18 protein-coding genes and 1 pseudogene are annotated in these 15,862 nt (G+C 57.4%); 2 read left to right on the forward strand and 17 right to left on the reverse strand.

Translation table 11 applies throughout. The features are described 5' to 3' along the window. Window positions 1–62 precede the first annotated feature (62 nt). The 6 genes from G7064_RS01345 to G7064_RS01365 form a co-directional block, all read right to left on the reverse strand. Complete coding sequence (locus G7064_RS01345; protein WP_166072136.1) at window positions 63–830, reverse strand: LytR/AlgR family response regulator transcription factor; 768 nt, start codon at window positions 828–830, stop codon at window positions 63–65. 10 nt (window positions 831–840) lie between these two features. Beyond that, entirely contained in the window at window positions 841–1,530 is a 690-nt protein-coding gene (locus tag G7064_RS01350; protein ID WP_240935652.1) for a sensor histidine kinase, read from the reverse strand. A gap of 41 nt (window positions 1,531–1,571) precedes the next feature. Then, window positions 1,572–2,021, reverse strand: coding sequence for a hypothetical protein (locus G7064_RS22085; protein WP_240935653.1), 450 nt, complete (start codon window positions 2,019–2,021; stop codon window positions 1,572–1,574). A 79-nt stretch (window positions 2,022–2,100) separates the two neighbouring features. Beyond that, a complete protein-coding gene (locus G7064_RS01355) occupies window positions 2,101–2,829 on the reverse strand; it encodes a hypothetical protein (protein WP_166072138.1) in 729 nt (242 codons plus the stop codon). Between the two features lie 4 nt (window positions 2,830–2,833). Continuing rightward, on the reverse strand, window positions 2,834–3,337 hold the full coding sequence (locus G7064_RS01360) for a hypothetical protein (protein ID WP_166072139.1): 504 nt from the start codon (window positions 3,335–3,337) through the stop codon (window positions 2,834–2,836). A gap of 64 nt (window positions 3,338–3,401) precedes the next feature. Further along, window positions 3,402–4,124 carry an intradiol ring-cleavage dioxygenase gene (locus tag G7064_RS01365; protein WP_166072140.1) on the reverse strand — a complete coding sequence of 241 codons (723 nt, stop codon included), beginning with the start codon at window positions 4,122–4,124 and terminating at the stop codon, window positions 3,402–3,404. 273 nt (window positions 4,125–4,397) lie between these two features. On the opposite strand from G7064_RS01365, the gene G7064_RS01370 reads away from it, so the two are divergent. Further along, complete coding sequence (locus G7064_RS01370) at window positions 4,398–5,276, forward strand: universal stress protein (protein WP_166072141.1); 879 nt, start codon at window positions 4,398–4,400, stop codon at window positions 5,274–5,276. A gap of 567 nt (window positions 5,277–5,843) precedes the next feature. Here the strand turns inward: G7064_RS01370 and G7064_RS01375 are convergent. After that, window positions 5,844–7,322, reverse strand: a complete 1,479-nt coding sequence (locus G7064_RS01375; protein WP_166072142.1) for a L,D-transpeptidase family protein — start codon at window positions 7,320–7,322, stop codon at window positions 5,844–5,846. A 252-nt stretch (window positions 7,323–7,574) separates the two neighbouring features. On the opposite strand from G7064_RS01375, the pseudogene hemA reads away from it, so the two are divergent. Next, window positions 7,575–8,848 (forward strand): annotated as a pseudogene (gene hemA / locus G7064_RS01380) (glutamyl-tRNA reductase). A 120-nt stretch (window positions 8,849–8,968) separates the two neighbouring features. Here hemA and G7064_RS01385 read toward each other — a convergent pair. The 10 genes from G7064_RS01385 to G7064_RS01420 form a co-directional block, all read right to left on the reverse strand. Further along, the gene (locus G7064_RS01385; protein ID WP_166072143.1) at window positions 8,969–9,655 is read right to left on the reverse strand and encodes a hypothetical protein; all 687 of its coding nucleotides are present in this window, start codon (window positions 9,653–9,655) and stop codon (window positions 8,969–8,971) included. A gap of 104 nt (window positions 9,656–9,759) precedes the next feature. After that, complete coding sequence (gene hemF / locus G7064_RS01390) at window positions 9,760–10,686, reverse strand: oxygen-dependent coproporphyrinogen oxidase (protein ID WP_166072144.1); 927 nt, start codon at window positions 10,684–10,686, stop codon at window positions 9,760–9,762. Between the two features lie 38 nt (window positions 10,687–10,724). Next, the gene (locus tag G7064_RS01395) at window positions 10,725–11,615 is read right to left on the reverse strand and encodes a universal stress protein (RefSeq protein ID WP_166072145.1); all 891 of its coding nucleotides are present in this window, start codon (window positions 11,613–11,615) and stop codon (window positions 10,725–10,727) included. 36 nt (window positions 11,616–11,651) lie between these two features. Beyond that, window positions 11,652–12,428: a sulfite exporter TauE/SafE family protein gene (locus G7064_RS01400; RefSeq protein ID WP_166072146.1), complete on the reverse strand. Its 777-nt coding sequence runs from the start codon at window positions 12,426–12,428 to the stop codon at window positions 11,652–11,654. A 73-nt stretch (window positions 12,429–12,501) separates the two neighbouring features. Then, complete coding sequence (locus tag G7064_RS01405; protein WP_133272954.1) at window positions 12,502–12,963, reverse strand: FixH family protein; 462 nt, start codon at window positions 12,961–12,963, stop codon at window positions 12,502–12,504. Between the two features lie 60 nt (window positions 12,964–13,023). After that, on the reverse strand, window positions 13,024–14,433 hold the full coding sequence (ccoG, locus tag G7064_RS01410) for a cytochrome c oxidase accessory protein CcoG (RefSeq protein WP_166072147.1): 1,410 nt from the start codon (window positions 14,431–14,433) through the stop codon (window positions 13,024–13,026). Window positions 14,434–14,499: 66 nt separating this feature from the next. Then, window positions 14,500–15,372: a cbb3-type cytochrome c oxidase N-terminal domain-containing protein gene (locus G7064_RS01415; RefSeq protein ID WP_240935654.1), complete on the reverse strand. Its 873-nt coding sequence runs from the start codon at window positions 15,370–15,372 to the stop codon at window positions 14,500–14,502. An 11-nt stretch (window positions 15,373–15,383) separates the two neighbouring features. Next, on the reverse strand, window positions 15,384–15,518 hold the full coding sequence (locus G7064_RS22655; RefSeq protein ID WP_262888637.1) for a hypothetical protein: 135 nt from the start codon (window positions 15,516–15,518) through the stop codon (window positions 15,384–15,386). Then, on the reverse strand, window positions 15,515–15,643 hold the full coding sequence (locus tag G7064_RS22660; protein ID WP_262888638.1) for a hypothetical protein: 129 nt from the start codon (window positions 15,641–15,643) through the stop codon (window positions 15,515–15,517). Before G7064_RS22660 ends, G7064_RS22655 begins: the two co-directional genes overlap by 4 nt. Then, complete coding sequence (locus G7064_RS01420) at window positions 15,637–15,840, reverse strand: hypothetical protein (RefSeq protein WP_133272950.1); 204 nt, start codon at window positions 15,838–15,840, stop codon at window positions 15,637–15,639. The genes G7064_RS22660 and G7064_RS01420 overlap by 7 nt, the downstream gene beginning before the upstream one ends. Between the last annotated feature and the right edge of the window lie 22 nt (window positions 15,841–15,862).

A 15,862-nucleotide genomic window follows, 5' to 3' on the forward strand; every position in this document is an offset into this window, starting at 1 on the left:
AAAAGCCCCCCAACCACTGTTTGATCAGTTGCTGGGGGGTAATAGAGAAGTATGCTGCTCAATTATTTCCACCGACTGATAAACTGGTCGAAGGCCTCACGGTACCCGTCGCTGACGGGGATTGTTTCCGCCCCGATCTGCACCGTGCCGCGCCCAATAGCGGTAATATGCTGCAGCCCCACGATATACGAGCGGTGGATACGCATGAACTGCCGCGCCGGTAACCGCTCTTCCAGGGCCTTCAGGCTCAGCAGCGACAACAGCGGCCGGGCCTCACTGCGGCGGTGTACTTTCACGTAGTCCTTCAGGCCCTCCACGTACAGAATATCCTGATAGGGAACCCGCACCAGCTGATATTCAACTTTCAGATATAAGTAATCTTCCTCCACCGCCGCCGCTGGCGCCGGTACGGACGGGGCATTCGGAACGGAGGAAGTAGCCGACTGCTTGAGGGCGGCGTAGGTTTGTGCTTTTTGGGCAGCCCGCAAAAATTCCTCGTAGGTGAAGGGCTTCAGCAGGTAATCCAGCGCATCTACCTTGTAGCCCTCCAGCGCATAGTGATTGAACGCGGTGGTAAACACCACCCGCGGTCCGTTGCCGCCCGGTCCCCGGTCCAGCACGCGAGCCAGTTCCAGCCCATTCAGGTCAGGCATCTGAATATCCAGAAAGAGCAAGTCGACCGGCGTGGGTTGCTGTTGCAAGCCCCGTAGCGCCGCCACCGCACTGCTATAAGTGCCCACAAGCTGCAAAAACGGCGTTTGCTCGATAAAGTGAGTAACCAGTTTGAGGGCCAGGGGTTCGTCGTCGACAGCAATGCAGGTGAGCGTCATAGCGGGGAGGTTAGCGGAGGCGCAGCGTAAGGTGCACCCGATACTCATGCTCGGGCGTTTGCTCGGTCACGGTCAGCGTGTAGCGGCCCGGGTATAGTAATTCGAGCCGCCGACGGGTGTTTGTCAGCCCAATACCGCTGTTTTCATCCAGGGCCACCGGCCGATCCGAAAATACGCTATTCTGCACGGTAACTTCCAGCGTATCCGGCGTGGGTTGTTGCATGGCAATATGGATGCGGCTGGAAGCCACAGTGCTCACGCCATGCTTAAACGCGTTTTCCACGAAGGTGAGCAGAATCAGGGGGGCAATGGACGCCTCCTGCAGCGGGTGAGGAATCGTGAATTCAATGCGGACGTTATCGGTCAGGCGCAGCTGCATGAGGTCAATGTAATCCTGCAAAAACTGCACTTCCTGACTGAGTTGAGCGGTGCCATGCTGGGTATCATAGAGCACGTACCGCATCATACGCGAGAGGCGGTGAATGGCCTCGCGCGCCCGTTCTCCATCCAGCAGCGTGAGGGAGTAGATATTATTGAGCGTGTTAAAAAAGAAGTGCGGATTGATCTGCGCCTTTAGCCAGGAGAGTTCTGTGGACACCTTTTCCTGCTCCAGTGCTTGGCGCAGCTGGGCTTCACGCTGCCCGCGCTGCACGGCCGCCACACTGGTGCCCAGCCCCACCACCAACAGCGTAGACAGCACTACTGCCGGATTGACCCAGCCTACTATTCCCGATTGCTGCCTTATCGGACCACCCGGCCCACGGTCGCGGGGCCGGATCCAAACCGGGGGGGCATTTCTCGGCGTGGTATGCCCGCCAAAGTTTCTAAATAGGTCTGAAGGCGGCGGTGGGCTGCTACTATGCCAAGAACAATTACTACCACAAACCCGATGTAGAGCAGCACGCGGCGGTGGTACAATAGTCGGGGTACGGCCCAGTTGATATTGAGATAGAAGATGCTCAGCGACGCAATGAACAGAGTCGTTTGAAGCAGGTAATAGGGTGCCCCCGACAATCGACCAGCCGGTTGGGTAAAAAATAATACGCCCAACAACACCCAAATGACGGCATGTAGCAACCAAGACTGTGCCTGACGCGGTGTAAAAAAGGCCATCCAGACTGGTTGCGGTGAATACATGGATTCGCCGCTTGGCTTCGTGACAAGCGGCAAAGGAGGAATAAACGTGTTCAAAGTACAGAGGTTTGCTGAGGATTTTTTGAGGCTGGGGGGCAAAATTGCGCTCACGAAACCACCAAGTGAGCGTACCGGATCAGCTGGCCTCCAACTCGATAGCCACTAGCACAGCCTCATTGCTCAGGGCTTCCAACTCTACTTCCTGCGTATCCCACAAGGCCAAGCCGTCTTTCTCATGCAACAGCCGGCCTTCCACCTCAAACGCTCCCGCCAGTACAAAAAAGAAGACCTGCGACGAAGGCTTTTTCAAGGTGCACAGCGTCTCCCGTCGACCCGCAAATCGGCCTATACTTACCTTAAACGGCAGCGACATGCCCGGCTCATCTGCTGACTGAGCAGGAACTACCTGTTTTACCTCCACCAGCAGATTTGGATGATCCTGGCAGTTGAAGGTAAATAGGCGGTTCAGAGCGCCGGCGGCCGTCTGGGGTACTCGTATCCAGAGGTGCAGGAACGTAATTAGCTCGGTGTCGTAGGGGTTGGCAAAGTACAGGGTGCTGCCCGCCGGCACCGTCAGCAGGTGCATTTCTTCCACGTGGGTTAGGGCCGAAGTTCCCGGAAGTAGCCCCGCCCTGACAGCGCCGGTTACCGGAATGATGAGTACATGGGCCGCTTCCGTAACCTGCAGGGTTACTTGCTGGCCACCACCCAGCGTTTCTTCATTCACGGCCTGTAGGTTGCCGAATGCTTGCTTGTCTTGGTGCACATAGGCGCCAAACTGCAAGGTGCTGTAGCGCCGGTATTGGTGCGTTTCGGCTACGCCACGCTGGTCGCTAAGGAAGATCTTGCCAGGAGTCTGCTTCATCCTATTAGTCGCGCGTTTGCAAGGAATAAATGGACAGAAAAGGCGGCAGCGCCAGCTGATTTGTCAGCATTTCGCCCCCCGCACCTGCCGCCTCCGATACCAGTAGCTGCGTACCAATCGTATCGTGCCATACCAGCGGGTCCGAGTAGAAGTTTATAGCTACTTGATGCCGGGCTTTGTCGAAGAGGTCCGAGTTGATAATCTCGAACTGAAACTGGCTGAACTTCAGGAAATGCCGGCCCAGGTTGTCGAGCACGTCGGGCACCAAGCCATTGAGCTGCTGCACATAGCCCCGCACCGCCGCGCTTACTAGAAAGTGAAGCTGATTGGCGCCAGGCGCATAGTGGAGCAGCTCGCCAAACGAGCGATATTTCTGCTCCTGATTGAACAGCTGCGCCTGCATCCGAAACTCCGTGTAGGTATCGTCAAACACCATTTTCTCCCACGGCCGGCTGGCGTTGGCATCCATGATTTTACGGTAGCACAGGGTAATGGTGCGGGTAGACATGCAGTGAAAACTATACCGTTACAAAAGCTCATTTGTCGCGCCGGGGGGCAAATTTCGATTCCCCTTAGGCAGCGACCCCGAAGGTGATAGACAACTCGAAGCCAGCCGTGGTGCTGCCCGTTACGGTGGCTAGTTCCTGCGTCACGCCGTCGCTGAACACGTTGTCGCTGCTATTGTAAGTGTAGCCATTCAAACCCTTGCCGTAGCCGTTTACCGCCGCTACCGCCGACCCACTCCCCTCGGGGAAGGCAATCTGCGTGACCTTCATCGACGTGCCGTTGGCGGCGTACACGTGCACATGAATGTGCGTGGCCCGTCCGTTGTACCAACCCGGAAAGATGCTGGTAAACGTTACTTGTCCGTTGGCATCGGTGGTTTGGCGGCCCCGCAAAAAGTGCACGTTGGTATAGTTCGTCGATTGCATACCGCTGCCGCCGTACTCGGAGTAGTTCCCCTCCGCGTCGCAGTGCCAGATATCGACCAAAGCGCCGGCCAGGGCTGCGCAGCTATTGTTGGTGTTGGTGATGGTAATCTTGGCGGTCATTTTATGGCCAGCTTTGCCATCTGTGATGTCGCTGCGCACATACGAGGCGGGCGCTTTGGTAGGAAATGGGCCCTCAGTTTCGGTAGGTGCCACGGCGCAACTGCTCGAACCGGTGCCGGTGCCCGTGCCCGTCCCGCCGGTTGAGGGCGTAATCGAATCTGATTCTTTGCCGCAGGCGCTGAGCAGCGCAGGAGTAGAGATGGCGCCTACTAATAAGCTTTTGAGGAAGTTCTTTCTTTCCATGATGTTGCTGTCGGGGAAGGAGATGCTGAATGGATGATCGAATTTCGTTCGCTCCCCCTTCTGCCATAGCACACAATCGACAGTTCGGGCCTTTGTATCGACGGATCACCCACGGCGGGCTCAAAGCAAACTTGAAAAAGCCCCCAACACTTGCAAAAGCGGAGCTTGCGGCCTCCTAAAGCTGATAAATATCATGGCTGATCATGATTTGCCACATGGCTTATTCTCCGGCGGCATGCAACATTTGATTGTCCAACAAAGCCTTACACGATTATGAAGCCTGCCATCCTCGTCCTGACCGATTTTTTTGCAGGTGCCAACCGCGCCTTGGCCCTTGCAACGGCTATTGCGCAGCCGCTCGGCGCCCGGTTGGTGCTATTGCACGTTGAGCGCACCTCCCTGCTCGACCCGGAACTGCTGACGGGTGAGGTGGCTGTCCAGTCGAAGGAAGACACTGATTTGGCCTTAGACCATTTAATCCGCGACCTGCCCGTGTTTGCTGAGGCAGAAGTAGCTTCGGGCCGCGTGGAAGAAGCCGTGCTGGAGAGCACGAAGCAGCATAATCCGATAATGATTGTGCTCAGTCGCCCTCCCGATGAAAATACCCCCGACGAGCTAGTGACAACTACCGCGCTTAACCTGCTGAAAATGAGTCCCTATCCACTGCTCATTGTTCCTCCGCATATGCAGTCGGTTGGGGTGCCAAAGCGGATAGTGCTCGCCGCCGATGGCGACGGGTTTGAGCTGAGTGAGCATGCGGCCCCCATCCGTGACTTATTCAACGCCTTGCAGATTGATCTTACGGTGGTTCACATCACCGAATCCGCCACCCGCCACACCACCAGGCAGGCAATCCAGACGGTGGAGCGTACCGGCCTCACCCGCGACCTTCCGCAGGTGCACCCCTGCCACGTGTGTCATGCCGATGCCGGCGATGGCATCTTGCAGGCGGTGGCGGAGCAGCGGGCCGATATACTGGTGATGATTGCGCGCCAGCACCGATTCCTGGAAAGGCTATTTCGTAGCAGCGTAACAGGAGAAATGATTTTGCACAGCCCGGTTCCGGTGCTTGTGCTGCCCGCCCAGCGTGAATCCCACCGGGTTGGGCAGGGCCTGTCCAGCATGGGAAGTATAATGAGTCGGTTTATGTAGCCTTCTGTAGCCCGGCGCAGGAAGCCGATAATTGCACTACATTCAAACAGCACGGCCCCGAAGCATATGCTTCGGGGCCGTGCTGTTTGCTTAGTACTAGCTCTTAGAATGAACCAGCATAAGAATCCCGGATATTTATGTTTCGGGCTATTCCCGCCAGTTCCGTCACTGTGTCGTTGAGTTGGTGATTTACCTCGCGATGGTCTGAAACGCCATAGGAAGGGACATAGCGTGACCGGCCGCGCGACCCTGCGTGCGCGCGGCTTGGGCGCGCCCCCGACGGATACGTGGACTGATGCGCGGGATACATGAATGGCTTGTTCATAGCAGCAGAAGGTTGGTTATCAGGTCGGAAAGAAGGTTGCCAGCGCGGCGCAGCAAGGACCAAACATGCAATTACTTACCGGGGCAACCGCATAAGTGCTGAAAACACGCGCGGGGGGCTTTTTTGGGCGTGAATCCAGCTAGCGCGGCCCGGCAACACCACAAAATTCGGAAAAGCGCCCGCTCGCAGCCATGATTTTAATCATAGAACAACCTGTTTTAAATCATGCAGTTAGAGAGCTGCTACGACTGGCGCGCCACGGCTGCAAGCGCGCGGCTGAGCGCCTTGTCGCGCTGGTATATATCGGGGTAGAAGCGGAGTTGGCCATTCTCGGCGGCGCAGGTGAAATAGCGCACGTGCAGCGGCATGGACTTGGCGAGACGAACTTGCTGTGGCTTCGACTGGAGGGCGCACTCCTCCTCGGTTGGTAGCCGCCTGAATTGCCCCCCACGCTCTAATAAATAAGTAGCCAGCTGCATCGGATTCTGGAGCCGAATGCAGCCATGGCTGAGCGCCCGCATCGGATAGGTAAACGCTTGGCGCACGGGCGTATCGTGCAGATAGACGGAGTAGGGATTCTTGAACCGAAACACGATGTTGCCCAAGGCGTTATCGCACCCTGCAGACTGCCGAATAGTGTAGGCAAAGCTTTTGGCCGATACCTGCTGCCAGTTGATTTGGTACGGATCAAGTTGGCGGCCGCGCGCGTCGTACACGGCGAAGTTATTGCGCGCCAAGTAGCCCACGTCTTTTTTCAGAATGGGCAGAATTTCTTTGGTAGCAATGGAGCGGGGCACGTGCCAGTCGGGGGCCAGGGTAAAGTGGTCGATGGTGCTGCTCAGGGTAGGTGAGGGAGTTTCGGGCTTACCAATAATCACGCGGTGCTGGCGCACTACACTGTCGCCGCTCACCAGCTCAAGCCGGTACGCGGGCAGGTTTATGAGCAAATATTCCGAATCCGAAATAGCTTCTTGCCGCCAGCGCTCCAGATTCAGGGCCACCTGCTCGTACCGCGTTTCATACTGCACAACCGAGTCGGCCGGAACCGGTGTGCTGAGCCATTGCGCCAGCGCCCGTTGCAGCTGCCGATACTCCCGGTTGCGGGGCTGACACGCTAACACACCAGCCTGTAATTTGCCCCCCGCCAAGCTTTCCCGCAATATGTGGGCTGGCTGAAAAATCTGCCTGGCGGCTTGCTCCTGCGGAGAAACGGCGTACGTGCGCAGCCGACCACGGTGCAGATCGAGCATGAAGCGCAACACGGCGTCGCTCAGATAGACATCGAAGCGCGCCCGTTGCTGCGGTTTTGAAGGAGAAGGGCGGCGTAGCGAATCGCGCAAGGCTTGCAGTTGGGCCGCGGCGTAATTTTCGGGTCGGAGCCCATAGGTGCGAGCTTGGCCAAATAACGCCAGCACTTCCTTGGCCTCCGTAGTGATGCTGTCGTTGGGCTGCGTCCAGGCAGGCTGCGGGGCAGCGCCGTAAAATGCCCGTACATGAGCCCCGACCTGCAATCCGAGGTGTTCATCCGCGGCAATTGGGCCCGCAGCGGTAGTATCGAGCAGCGCCAGAATGAGTTCACCTACGGGCGTTTCGGTGGGGGGCAAAAAGGGAACAATACTAGCTATACTGGCTGCCGTGTTGGTCACGGCTTGCTGCCGGCTGCCGCATTGTAGCAGAAAAAAGAAAAGAGCAGACGTCAGGGAAAGGAGGCGAAAATGCATTGGGCGGTGAAAAGAGCAAAAGTCAGAGTGTTAACTCATGTAGCTCTAACTACTGCCTCAAAAATACGGGCTACTTCAGCCGCGCTGATATGACGGCAATCATCGTTGTCCCTGAGTAAAGTCATAGAAAGTGCCGGCGGCAAAGCGAAACTTTGAGCCTGCAATCTGCTCACTCCCCAAGTATCGTATAAGCAGCAGATTGGAGTTGTTCACACGTACTTTATGCTGCATCCTCCGTTCCGGCAATACTCTATGAAACAATCCTTCAAGGCCGTCAGTCTCTCTTACAAAAAAGCCCCCTGGCCATTCGCGAGCTACTGACGCTGGATGAGGCAACGTGCAGCCGCTTGCTGCACCAGCTGCATAACTACCTAGGCCTGACGGACGTGCTGGTGCTCAGCACCTGCAACCGCACCGAGGTATACTATACTGCCGATACCGACCACAGCGCCGCCATTGTGCAAGCTCTGGGCGAGTTGAAGGAAATGGATGCCAGCCGCTACTATGAGCACTTCACCGTATTCACTTCGGCGGCCGCCGCTGTGCAGCATCTGTTTGAAGTAGCCTTGGGCCTCGATGCGCAGGTGGTGGGCGATATGCAGATCAGCAGCCAAGTGAAAAGAGCCTATCAGCGCTCGGCGGAAGCCGATGTCGCGGGACCATTTTTACATCGACTGCTACACACTGTATTTGCTGCGAACAAGCGTGTGCAACAGGAAACCGCCTTTCGCGACGGCGCCGCTTCCACGTCATATGCTACATTGGAACTGGTGCAGGAATTGACAGCTAATATCCCTCAGCCCCGAGTTCTTATTGTGGGTTTGGGCGAGATTGGGGCCGATATCTGCCGTCATTTTGGCAAGAGCAAGCGCTTCGCGGAAGTAACTATTTGCAACCGTACCCCAGCTACAGCCCAGGCGCTAGCTACCGAATGTGGGTTGCAGGTACTTGATTTTGCCCACCTCACGCAGGGCTTACAGGAGGCTGACATCGTTATTTCAGCCATTGCTACTCCCTCGCCGTTTTTCACCCAAGAGCTGCTGGCCGGACTAACCATCCTAAGCCCCAAGTTCTTTATTGATCTGTCGGTGCCGCGCAGCATTGCCGCCGCCGCCGAGCAGGTGCCGGGCGTGCTGGTGTACAATATTGATGCTATCCAGAACAAGGCTTCCGAGGCCCTAGCCCGCCGGGTGGCGGCCGTGCCCCACGTGCGCGAAATCATTGCCGAATGCATGGCGGAACTGCACGAGTGGAGCCGCAATTTGCAGGTGTCGCCGGTTATTCAAAAGCTGAAAACCACGTTGGAGCAGCTGCGCCAACAGGAGGTAAACCGCTTCAAGAAGAATATAAGCACCGAAGAAGCATCCCGCCTCGACGCCGCCACCAAGTCCCTGACTCAGAAGTTTATGAAGCTGCCCGTGTTGCAGCTAAAAGCCGCCTGCCAGCGCGGCGAAGCCGACCAGCTGGTGGCAATGCTCACGGAGCTTTTTGCCCTGGAAGACGAACTCGTTGAGGCTGGAGCTTAGCGCCTAATCAGCAACAGCAAAAGGGGTTGCTGGAGTAAAGACCAAACGGTCCTACTCCAGCAACCCTTTTTGCTATAATCTCAAAGCTGGGTTAGCATAAAAAAGCCCCCCGGCCAAGAGCTACGACGGACAAGCGCCGCGCAAATCAATAAAAATCAGGCGCCAGCGGCCACCCGCCCCCGCCGATTTAGCGAAGTGAAATTGGTAGCCAGTGCTCGTCTGTAGTACCGAGCGAACGGTGCGCCCCTGTGCCGCCTGGCCCTGATTGCGGTTGCCGCCTTTTAGCGATGCCCGCGCCCAGAAATCCAGCGCACGAAACGCAGTAGAAGGTCCGGCGAAGCAGCCTTCGCGGGTAAATTTGCCCCCCGGACAGTTCGGCGTGGGCAGTGCGGCTACCGTTTGTGGCGCAGCACACGTCATGAGTTTCTTATCCAGCGCAAAAAGCGGTCGTTGCTGCTGGTCGCGAAACTGTTCGCTATCCGCCACCCGCGTTACGAGCGGCACACTCCCGTTTTGCTCCAGAATCCAGAGGCCGTACTCTGGATCCAATAATTGGTTGAGCACCTGCGCATCATGGCTTCTGAGAGCACCATCGAGCAGCAGCCAGGCACCCGTCATAGCCGTGTCGGCGGGCATTACGGGGTTTTCAGTTTTGGCTGCGGCTGAGTCAGGCTTGGGTGGGTTGGCCGTTACCACCTTGACTGGGGCGCTGCTGGTAGGCTCGTCGGGCATGCCATTGGGATTTTTGACATCGCCACAGGCGGCCAGCACCAGGGCCAAGCCAGGAAGTAAGGGTTTGAGATTCATCGTAGGGCGTTGGTGCTGAAGTCTGCGTGGAGGTTAAGAATGAAGCTGCTTCTAGACTAAAGGATAGTGGCAGCACTGCGCTGAATGGTCGTGCTAATTAGGGTCTACACCCAATTGATTCCCTGCCGGAGCCACTCCTGTGTTGCCGCTTCAGCCGAGCCGGGCGCGATTTGATAGTCGTAATGCCAAGCGGCCAAGGGCGGCAAGCTCATCAGAATAGACTCCGTGCGCCCGCCGGTTTCCAGGCCGAATTTGGTGCCGCGGTCGATGGCTAGGTTGAACTCCGCGTAGCGCCCGCGGCGCACTAGCTGCCACTGCTTTTCGGCCTCGCCGAAGGGCAATGCGGCGTTGCGCCGCATAAGCTCGGAATAGGTGCGGCCATACACTTCACCCACGGCCTGCACGAAGGCGAATAACTCGTCGAATGATCCGTCTTTGCCAACCGTTAAGCGGTCGAAGAAAATGCCCCCCACGCCCCGGGTTTCCTGGCGATGAGGCAAGTAGAAGTACTCATCGGCCCACTGCTTGAAGCGCGGATAGTAGGATGGGTTATGTTGGTCGCACGCCTCCAGAATCTGCGCGTGAAACCAGCGAGCCTGGGCTTCATCCACATAAATCGGCGTCAAATCCAGCCCGCCACCAAACCAGGCCTCGCCGTTGCCGGCCTCAAAGTAGCGCACGTTCATGTGCGAGATGGGCACCATGGGGCTGCGCGGGTGCTGCACCACCGATACGCCCGTGGCGAAGTAATTGGGGTCGGGCATAAGGAGCTGACGGGCGGCGGTTTCGCTCATCTTTCCCCACACGGCCGAGAAGTTTACGCCGCCTTTTTCCAGAATAGCGCCGTCGCCAATAACCCGCGTGCGGCCCCCGCCGCCCCCTTCATGCACCCACTTATCCTCCCGGAAAGAAGCGCCGCCATCAGCCGTTTCTAGCTGCTGACAAAGCCAATCCTGAAAGTGGCGCATCCATGCCTCAACGGTAGCGCGGGTATTCATGGTGTCGGTGGAGGAAGTGGTTTCGGTGAGCATAAGCGGAGAGGTAAGATATATTCTTAGGTATATAAAGCTTAGAAAGTGACGGTGGAAATACGGGCGGCCAACCGGTTTTCGGCAGCCTGCCGCAGGGAGCACTGGTCGCAGCAGGCTTTGGTGGGAAGTGTGCTGGTGGGGAGCAACAATACCGGAATGTGCAGGTGGTAGGCGTCCGTTTTGATGTAGTGTGGGTTGAAAAACCGGCGAGTCAGGCAGCCGTCGACAGTGGCTAACACCAACAATTGCGCTTTTTGCTGGGCGCAGAACTCGCTAATGTCTTCTAAGGCATCTTCTTCCTGGAGCAAATGCACGGTGGCATTAGACAAGGTTGCGCGCGCGGTCATTAAGGCTTTCTTCAGAGGCACCAGCCCGGTAGTGGTAGGTGGGTGAAACTGCACCAGATCAAAATGCGCATCGGCGGAGCGGGCCAAGGAGGCAAGCGGCGTCAACTGGCTAGCATGAAGGCGAGAAAAGTCACCGGAAACCACCACCTGACTAGCCAGCTCGTGGCGGCCCGGCGGCACGATGAGTACCGGACAGCTGACGTGCTCCGGCAGCAGCGTAATTGGGTTGCCGGCCGCCGTGGCCGTAGCGCAATCCATTAGCGACAAGCCCGTTACCACAAGGCTGGCGTGATACCCACCCACCAGCACTTCCAAGCTATCGGCGAGGGAGGCGGTGGCCATATGAAAATGGTAGTGGATGCGGCGGCCACTCTGGCGCGTGAGGTGCTGGTAGCGCAGACGTTCGGCCAAGGCTTGCAAACGACTGAGCAGGGCTACTCTCCGCTCCGGAGTAAGCGTTGCGCCGGGGCTGGAGTGCACCAGCACGATTTCGGCCGGGAGATGGAGGGCCAGCTTGTTGGCATAAACCAGCGCGTTTTCGGACGCAGCCGAGAAATCGATGGGCACGAGAATGGTTTGCATGGCAACAACGCGTTAAGAAGGAAGAATAAACCGGAGTTATTTGGAAGAAGGAGTAGGCTTGATTTCCGCAACTGCAGCTGGCCCGTGGCAATAGTGAACTGTGGCCGGCTGCTGCATGGCGCCTCTCGTGGTGACTCTGGCCGTGCCATTTAGCTGCGGACTCAGGTAAGGAATGCCTAAACTCAGTCCGCGCACAATAAACAAGAGGGCCAGGCAGGTGGCCATTACCGGGACTGCCCGCCGCATACGGCCGCGCCATACGCTGGGCACCAATTGCCCGGATAAGGAAAGCGCCAGCATAAGCGGCAGCGTGCCCAGTCCGAACAAGGCCATATAGGTGGCCGCGCCCGCTGCACCGGGCACGCTCAGTGCGCCGGCCAGGGCCAAATACACCATGCCGCAGGGCAGCAAGCCATTGAGTAACCCCGTGATATAGAGGGCGCTAAGCGAGGGTTGCTGGTAATAATACACCAACTGACTTTTTACCCGGGCCAGCACGCCATCCAGTTTGAGGAAAGCCGCGGCCCGGCTCAGCCAACGCTCCGGTGCCACCACCAGTACCAAAATAAGCCCCCCAGATAACAGCGACAGGCTTTGCTGCCAGCCGGCCAGTTGCAGGCCCCGGCCCAGCAAGCCCGCTACCGCCCCGAGCGAGGCGTAAGTTGTCACGCGACCCAGGTTGTAAAGCACCCGCCCGGCTACGTAGCGCCAGGTGGGGCCACTTGCGCCGGGCAGCGCCAGCGCAATTGCGCCGCACATGCCCACGCAGTGGAAGCTACCCAAAAGCCCAAATAGAAAGCCTGCCCAGAGCATGGTGTGATATTAACGCAGACCTTGAAATCTGCTTATGAGGGGTGAAATCGTGAATTGTTAGGTCTGAACTTGATCAGATGGAAAGCTCTTGTTCGACGTAATACTGCTGGCTACCGGCCGTAAAATCGATGCGCAGGCGCCAGTAGCCGGGCTGTAGCTTGCTGGTATTCAGCTGCTGTTGGGCTGGCTCGCCGGTGGGGGCAAAGGGGAGATTGAAATCCAGCTTTTGGTCGGAGGGGCGGAAGAAGTGCACGGTGCCCTGCACGGCTTGGCCGGCGAGGCTGGGGGGCAATTTTAGCGTCAGGCGCTGCGCCGCTTGCTCGTAGTCTACCTCTACTGGCGCCGGCAGGGCCGCCGTGCGGGCCACCGACTCGATGCGCTTTTGGTAGGCCAGCTCCTGCTGGTAATAGTCGGCGCTAACCAGATCGACGCTGGTGCTCATAGCCTGCTGCACCATGTAGCCGATGTAGCTGGCAAACAACACGAAGGTGGCAATGATGGCGTAAGGCCAAAGATTGAAGCGGGAAGTGGTCATACAAGCAAGCGAAATAGGTCGGACGGTGAAGCCCGCTGATGAGAAACTCGGGGCGGCGGGCTATTGAGCGGGTCCGAGGAACTTGGTTTTGGTTTCCGCAATCAGTTGGCCTTTGCTGAAGATGCCGATGCGGATTTTCTGGTTGGTAGTCAGCAGGGCCGACTTGGGCAGCTCGGCGAAAAACACGCCTTCTGTCATGCCCTGGGCCGGCAACGTCAGTTTTTCGTTGCCAACCAGCGAAATTTTGCCCCCCAGCGGCTCCAATACCTTGAGGGTGATAGGATAAGGCTGATTGGTTTTGTTAATGACCGATACATTGTACAAGTTGGTAATGGTGCCGTGGTCGGTCTTCTGGAAAAGCTGACCCGGTGTGCGCAGCACTGTTGCCTGTACATTGGAGCGCGACACCAGCAGAAACGTAAGGCCCATCAGCAACACCATCAGCACACCCGACAGCACCTTCACGCGCCCTCTCAGCTGGAATTTGGTGCCTTGGGCGATGTTGTTTTCGGAAGCGTGGCGAATCAGGCCGTGCGGTTTGTTTATCAGGTCCATGATGTTGTTGCAGGCATCAATGCAGGCAGTGCAGTTGGTGCATTCGAGCTGCTGGGCACCGTTGCGGATGTCGATGCCGGTGGGGCACACCTGCACGCACTGGTGGCAGTCGATGCAGTCGCCGGCGGTGCGCGTCTGGTTTTTGCGCAGCTTCTCCCGAGGCTCCCCGCGTTGGTAGTCATAGGCTACCACGAGGCTGTCTTTATCGAGCATCACGCCTTGCAGGCGGCCGTAAGGGCAGGCGATGGTGCACACTTGCTCCCGAAAGCGAGCAAACACGGCGTAGAAAACGCCCGTGAACAGCACCATCGAAGTCAGGCCGCCAAGGTGCTGGCGGGGCGGATCGGTAATGATGCTGACCAACTCATCTGTGCCGATAATGTAGGCCAGAAACGTGTTGGCAATCAGAAAGGAAATCACCAGAAACAGCGCGTGCTTGGTGGTTTTGCGCCAGATTTTGTTCCAATCCCAATCGGCCCGGTCCAGGGCTTTTTGCTGAGGCGCATCGCCTTCCAGCCAGTACTCGATGCGGCGGAAAACCATTTCCAAGAAAATGGTTTGTGGACACACCCACCCGCAAAACGCCCGCCCGTACACTACCGTGAAGAGGATGATGAACAGCAGAAACGTGAGGGCCGCCAGCAGCAGAATAAAGAAATCCTGGGGCCAGAAGATCTGACCGAAGATGATAAACTTCCGCGCCGGCAGATTCAGCATCAGCACTGGCAGGCCGTTGATGCGCAGCCAAGGACCAGCAAAAAGCACGATGAGCAGGCCGTAGCTGATCCACTTGCGGGCGCGGTAAAAGGCTCCGCTAGGCTTCTTAGGAAATAGCCAAACGCGCTTGCCCGCCGCATCCACCGTAGCGATGGAGTCGCGAAAGTCGTCGTTAGGACGGAACGTGGTAAGTGACATTGGCTAGGGCGCCGACGGTAAAATCGCGCTGAAATGAAGAAAAGTGGGGTGGGCAGAGGGCGGGTGCTACTTGGCGGCAATGGATTTGCCAGCAGTTGCTTTCTCGCCCTGGGGCTCCTTGGCATTGGCTGGCTTCGACCCTTGCAGCGACTCGATGTAAGAGGAAACCTGCAAAATCTGCTTGGCGCCAAGCTTGCCTTTCCAGGCAACCATGCCCTTGCTGGTGACCCCGAACTTGATGGTTTTATACACTTGATTTATTTCGCCGCCGTGCAGCCAGTACTCATCCGTGAGGTTGGGGCCTACTTTGCCCTCGGCGTTGGCCCCGTGACAGGGCGCACAGTTGGTGGTGTAGATAGACTTGCCGGCGCTCAAATCGGCCGGCGCCATCAGGGCCGTGTAGGTGGTGAGCTTGTTGGGGTCGTCGGGCTCGTTGGAAACCAGCAGGGCCGCTTGGCGCATTTCGGTTTCATACTCGGCTATCTGTAGCTCACCGGCATTGGCCACGTGGTAGTAGCCCATGTAGGCCACGGCAAACACGATGGTGAAATAGAAACCATACTTCCACCACGGCGGCAAATCGTTGTCGAACTCCGTGATGCCGTCGTACGAGTGGCCCATGTCCTCCTCTTTGTAGCCGCCGGTTACCAAGCGGGTGTCGCCGATGAGCAGGCCGAGTACTTTGCCGCTCCAGGTGTCGTGCACCGTGGGTAGCTCGTACACCTTGCGCAGCTGCGGCTTCATACGCACGATTATCATCGTGAAGAGCAGCAGAAACACCATCAGGACCAAAGCTAGTGTGCTCAGCAAAAACCAGAACAGCATTATCTGCGCATCCTGGCCGCCGGCCGCCGGGGCGGGCGTGGTGGCTTCCGCTGTTTGGGCTACCGTTGTGCCAACGGACAGCGCCAGCAGAGCGGTCAGGGCCCCAAAATTCATTGTGCGGTGCGTTAACATGTGGGTGCTCCTTCCTCAGCTTGCGTGATAGATTGATTGGTGGCTGGCGCTGCATGTTGGCGCACTTGCCGGGTGGCCGAAGCCAGGGAGGCGCCGGCAACCAGCACCATCAGCAGCACGAGGATCAAAATGCCCCCAGCAGCCAGAACAGCATATCGGAGCCGGTAGTAGTGGGCGCGAGCGTTTGCCCCAAGGCCAAGTTGCCAGACGAAAGCCCGGCGGCTAGTATTAGAAAAGTGCGCTTGGTTAACATACTGCGTCGGGTTCGAGGTGGGCTTTCAGGGTTTCGTCGTCGCTGAGCAGCGGTAGCTTGCTCATCTTATCCAGATGTTGGCGATTGGCTATTACCACATAAATCAGTAGGCCCAGAAAGAAGAGGAAGAAGATGGCAAAGGAGATAAGCGGATAGATCTCGACGCCGGCAATGGACTGCAATACTTTCTTATCCATGAGTTTTGACTTGAAAAGAGGG

Origin of the sequence: Hymenobacter sp. HDW8, assembly GCF_011305775.1 — a bacterium.
GTDB lineage: Bacteria > Bacteroidota > Bacteroidia > Cytophagales > Hymenobacteraceae > Hymenobacter > Hymenobacter radiodurans.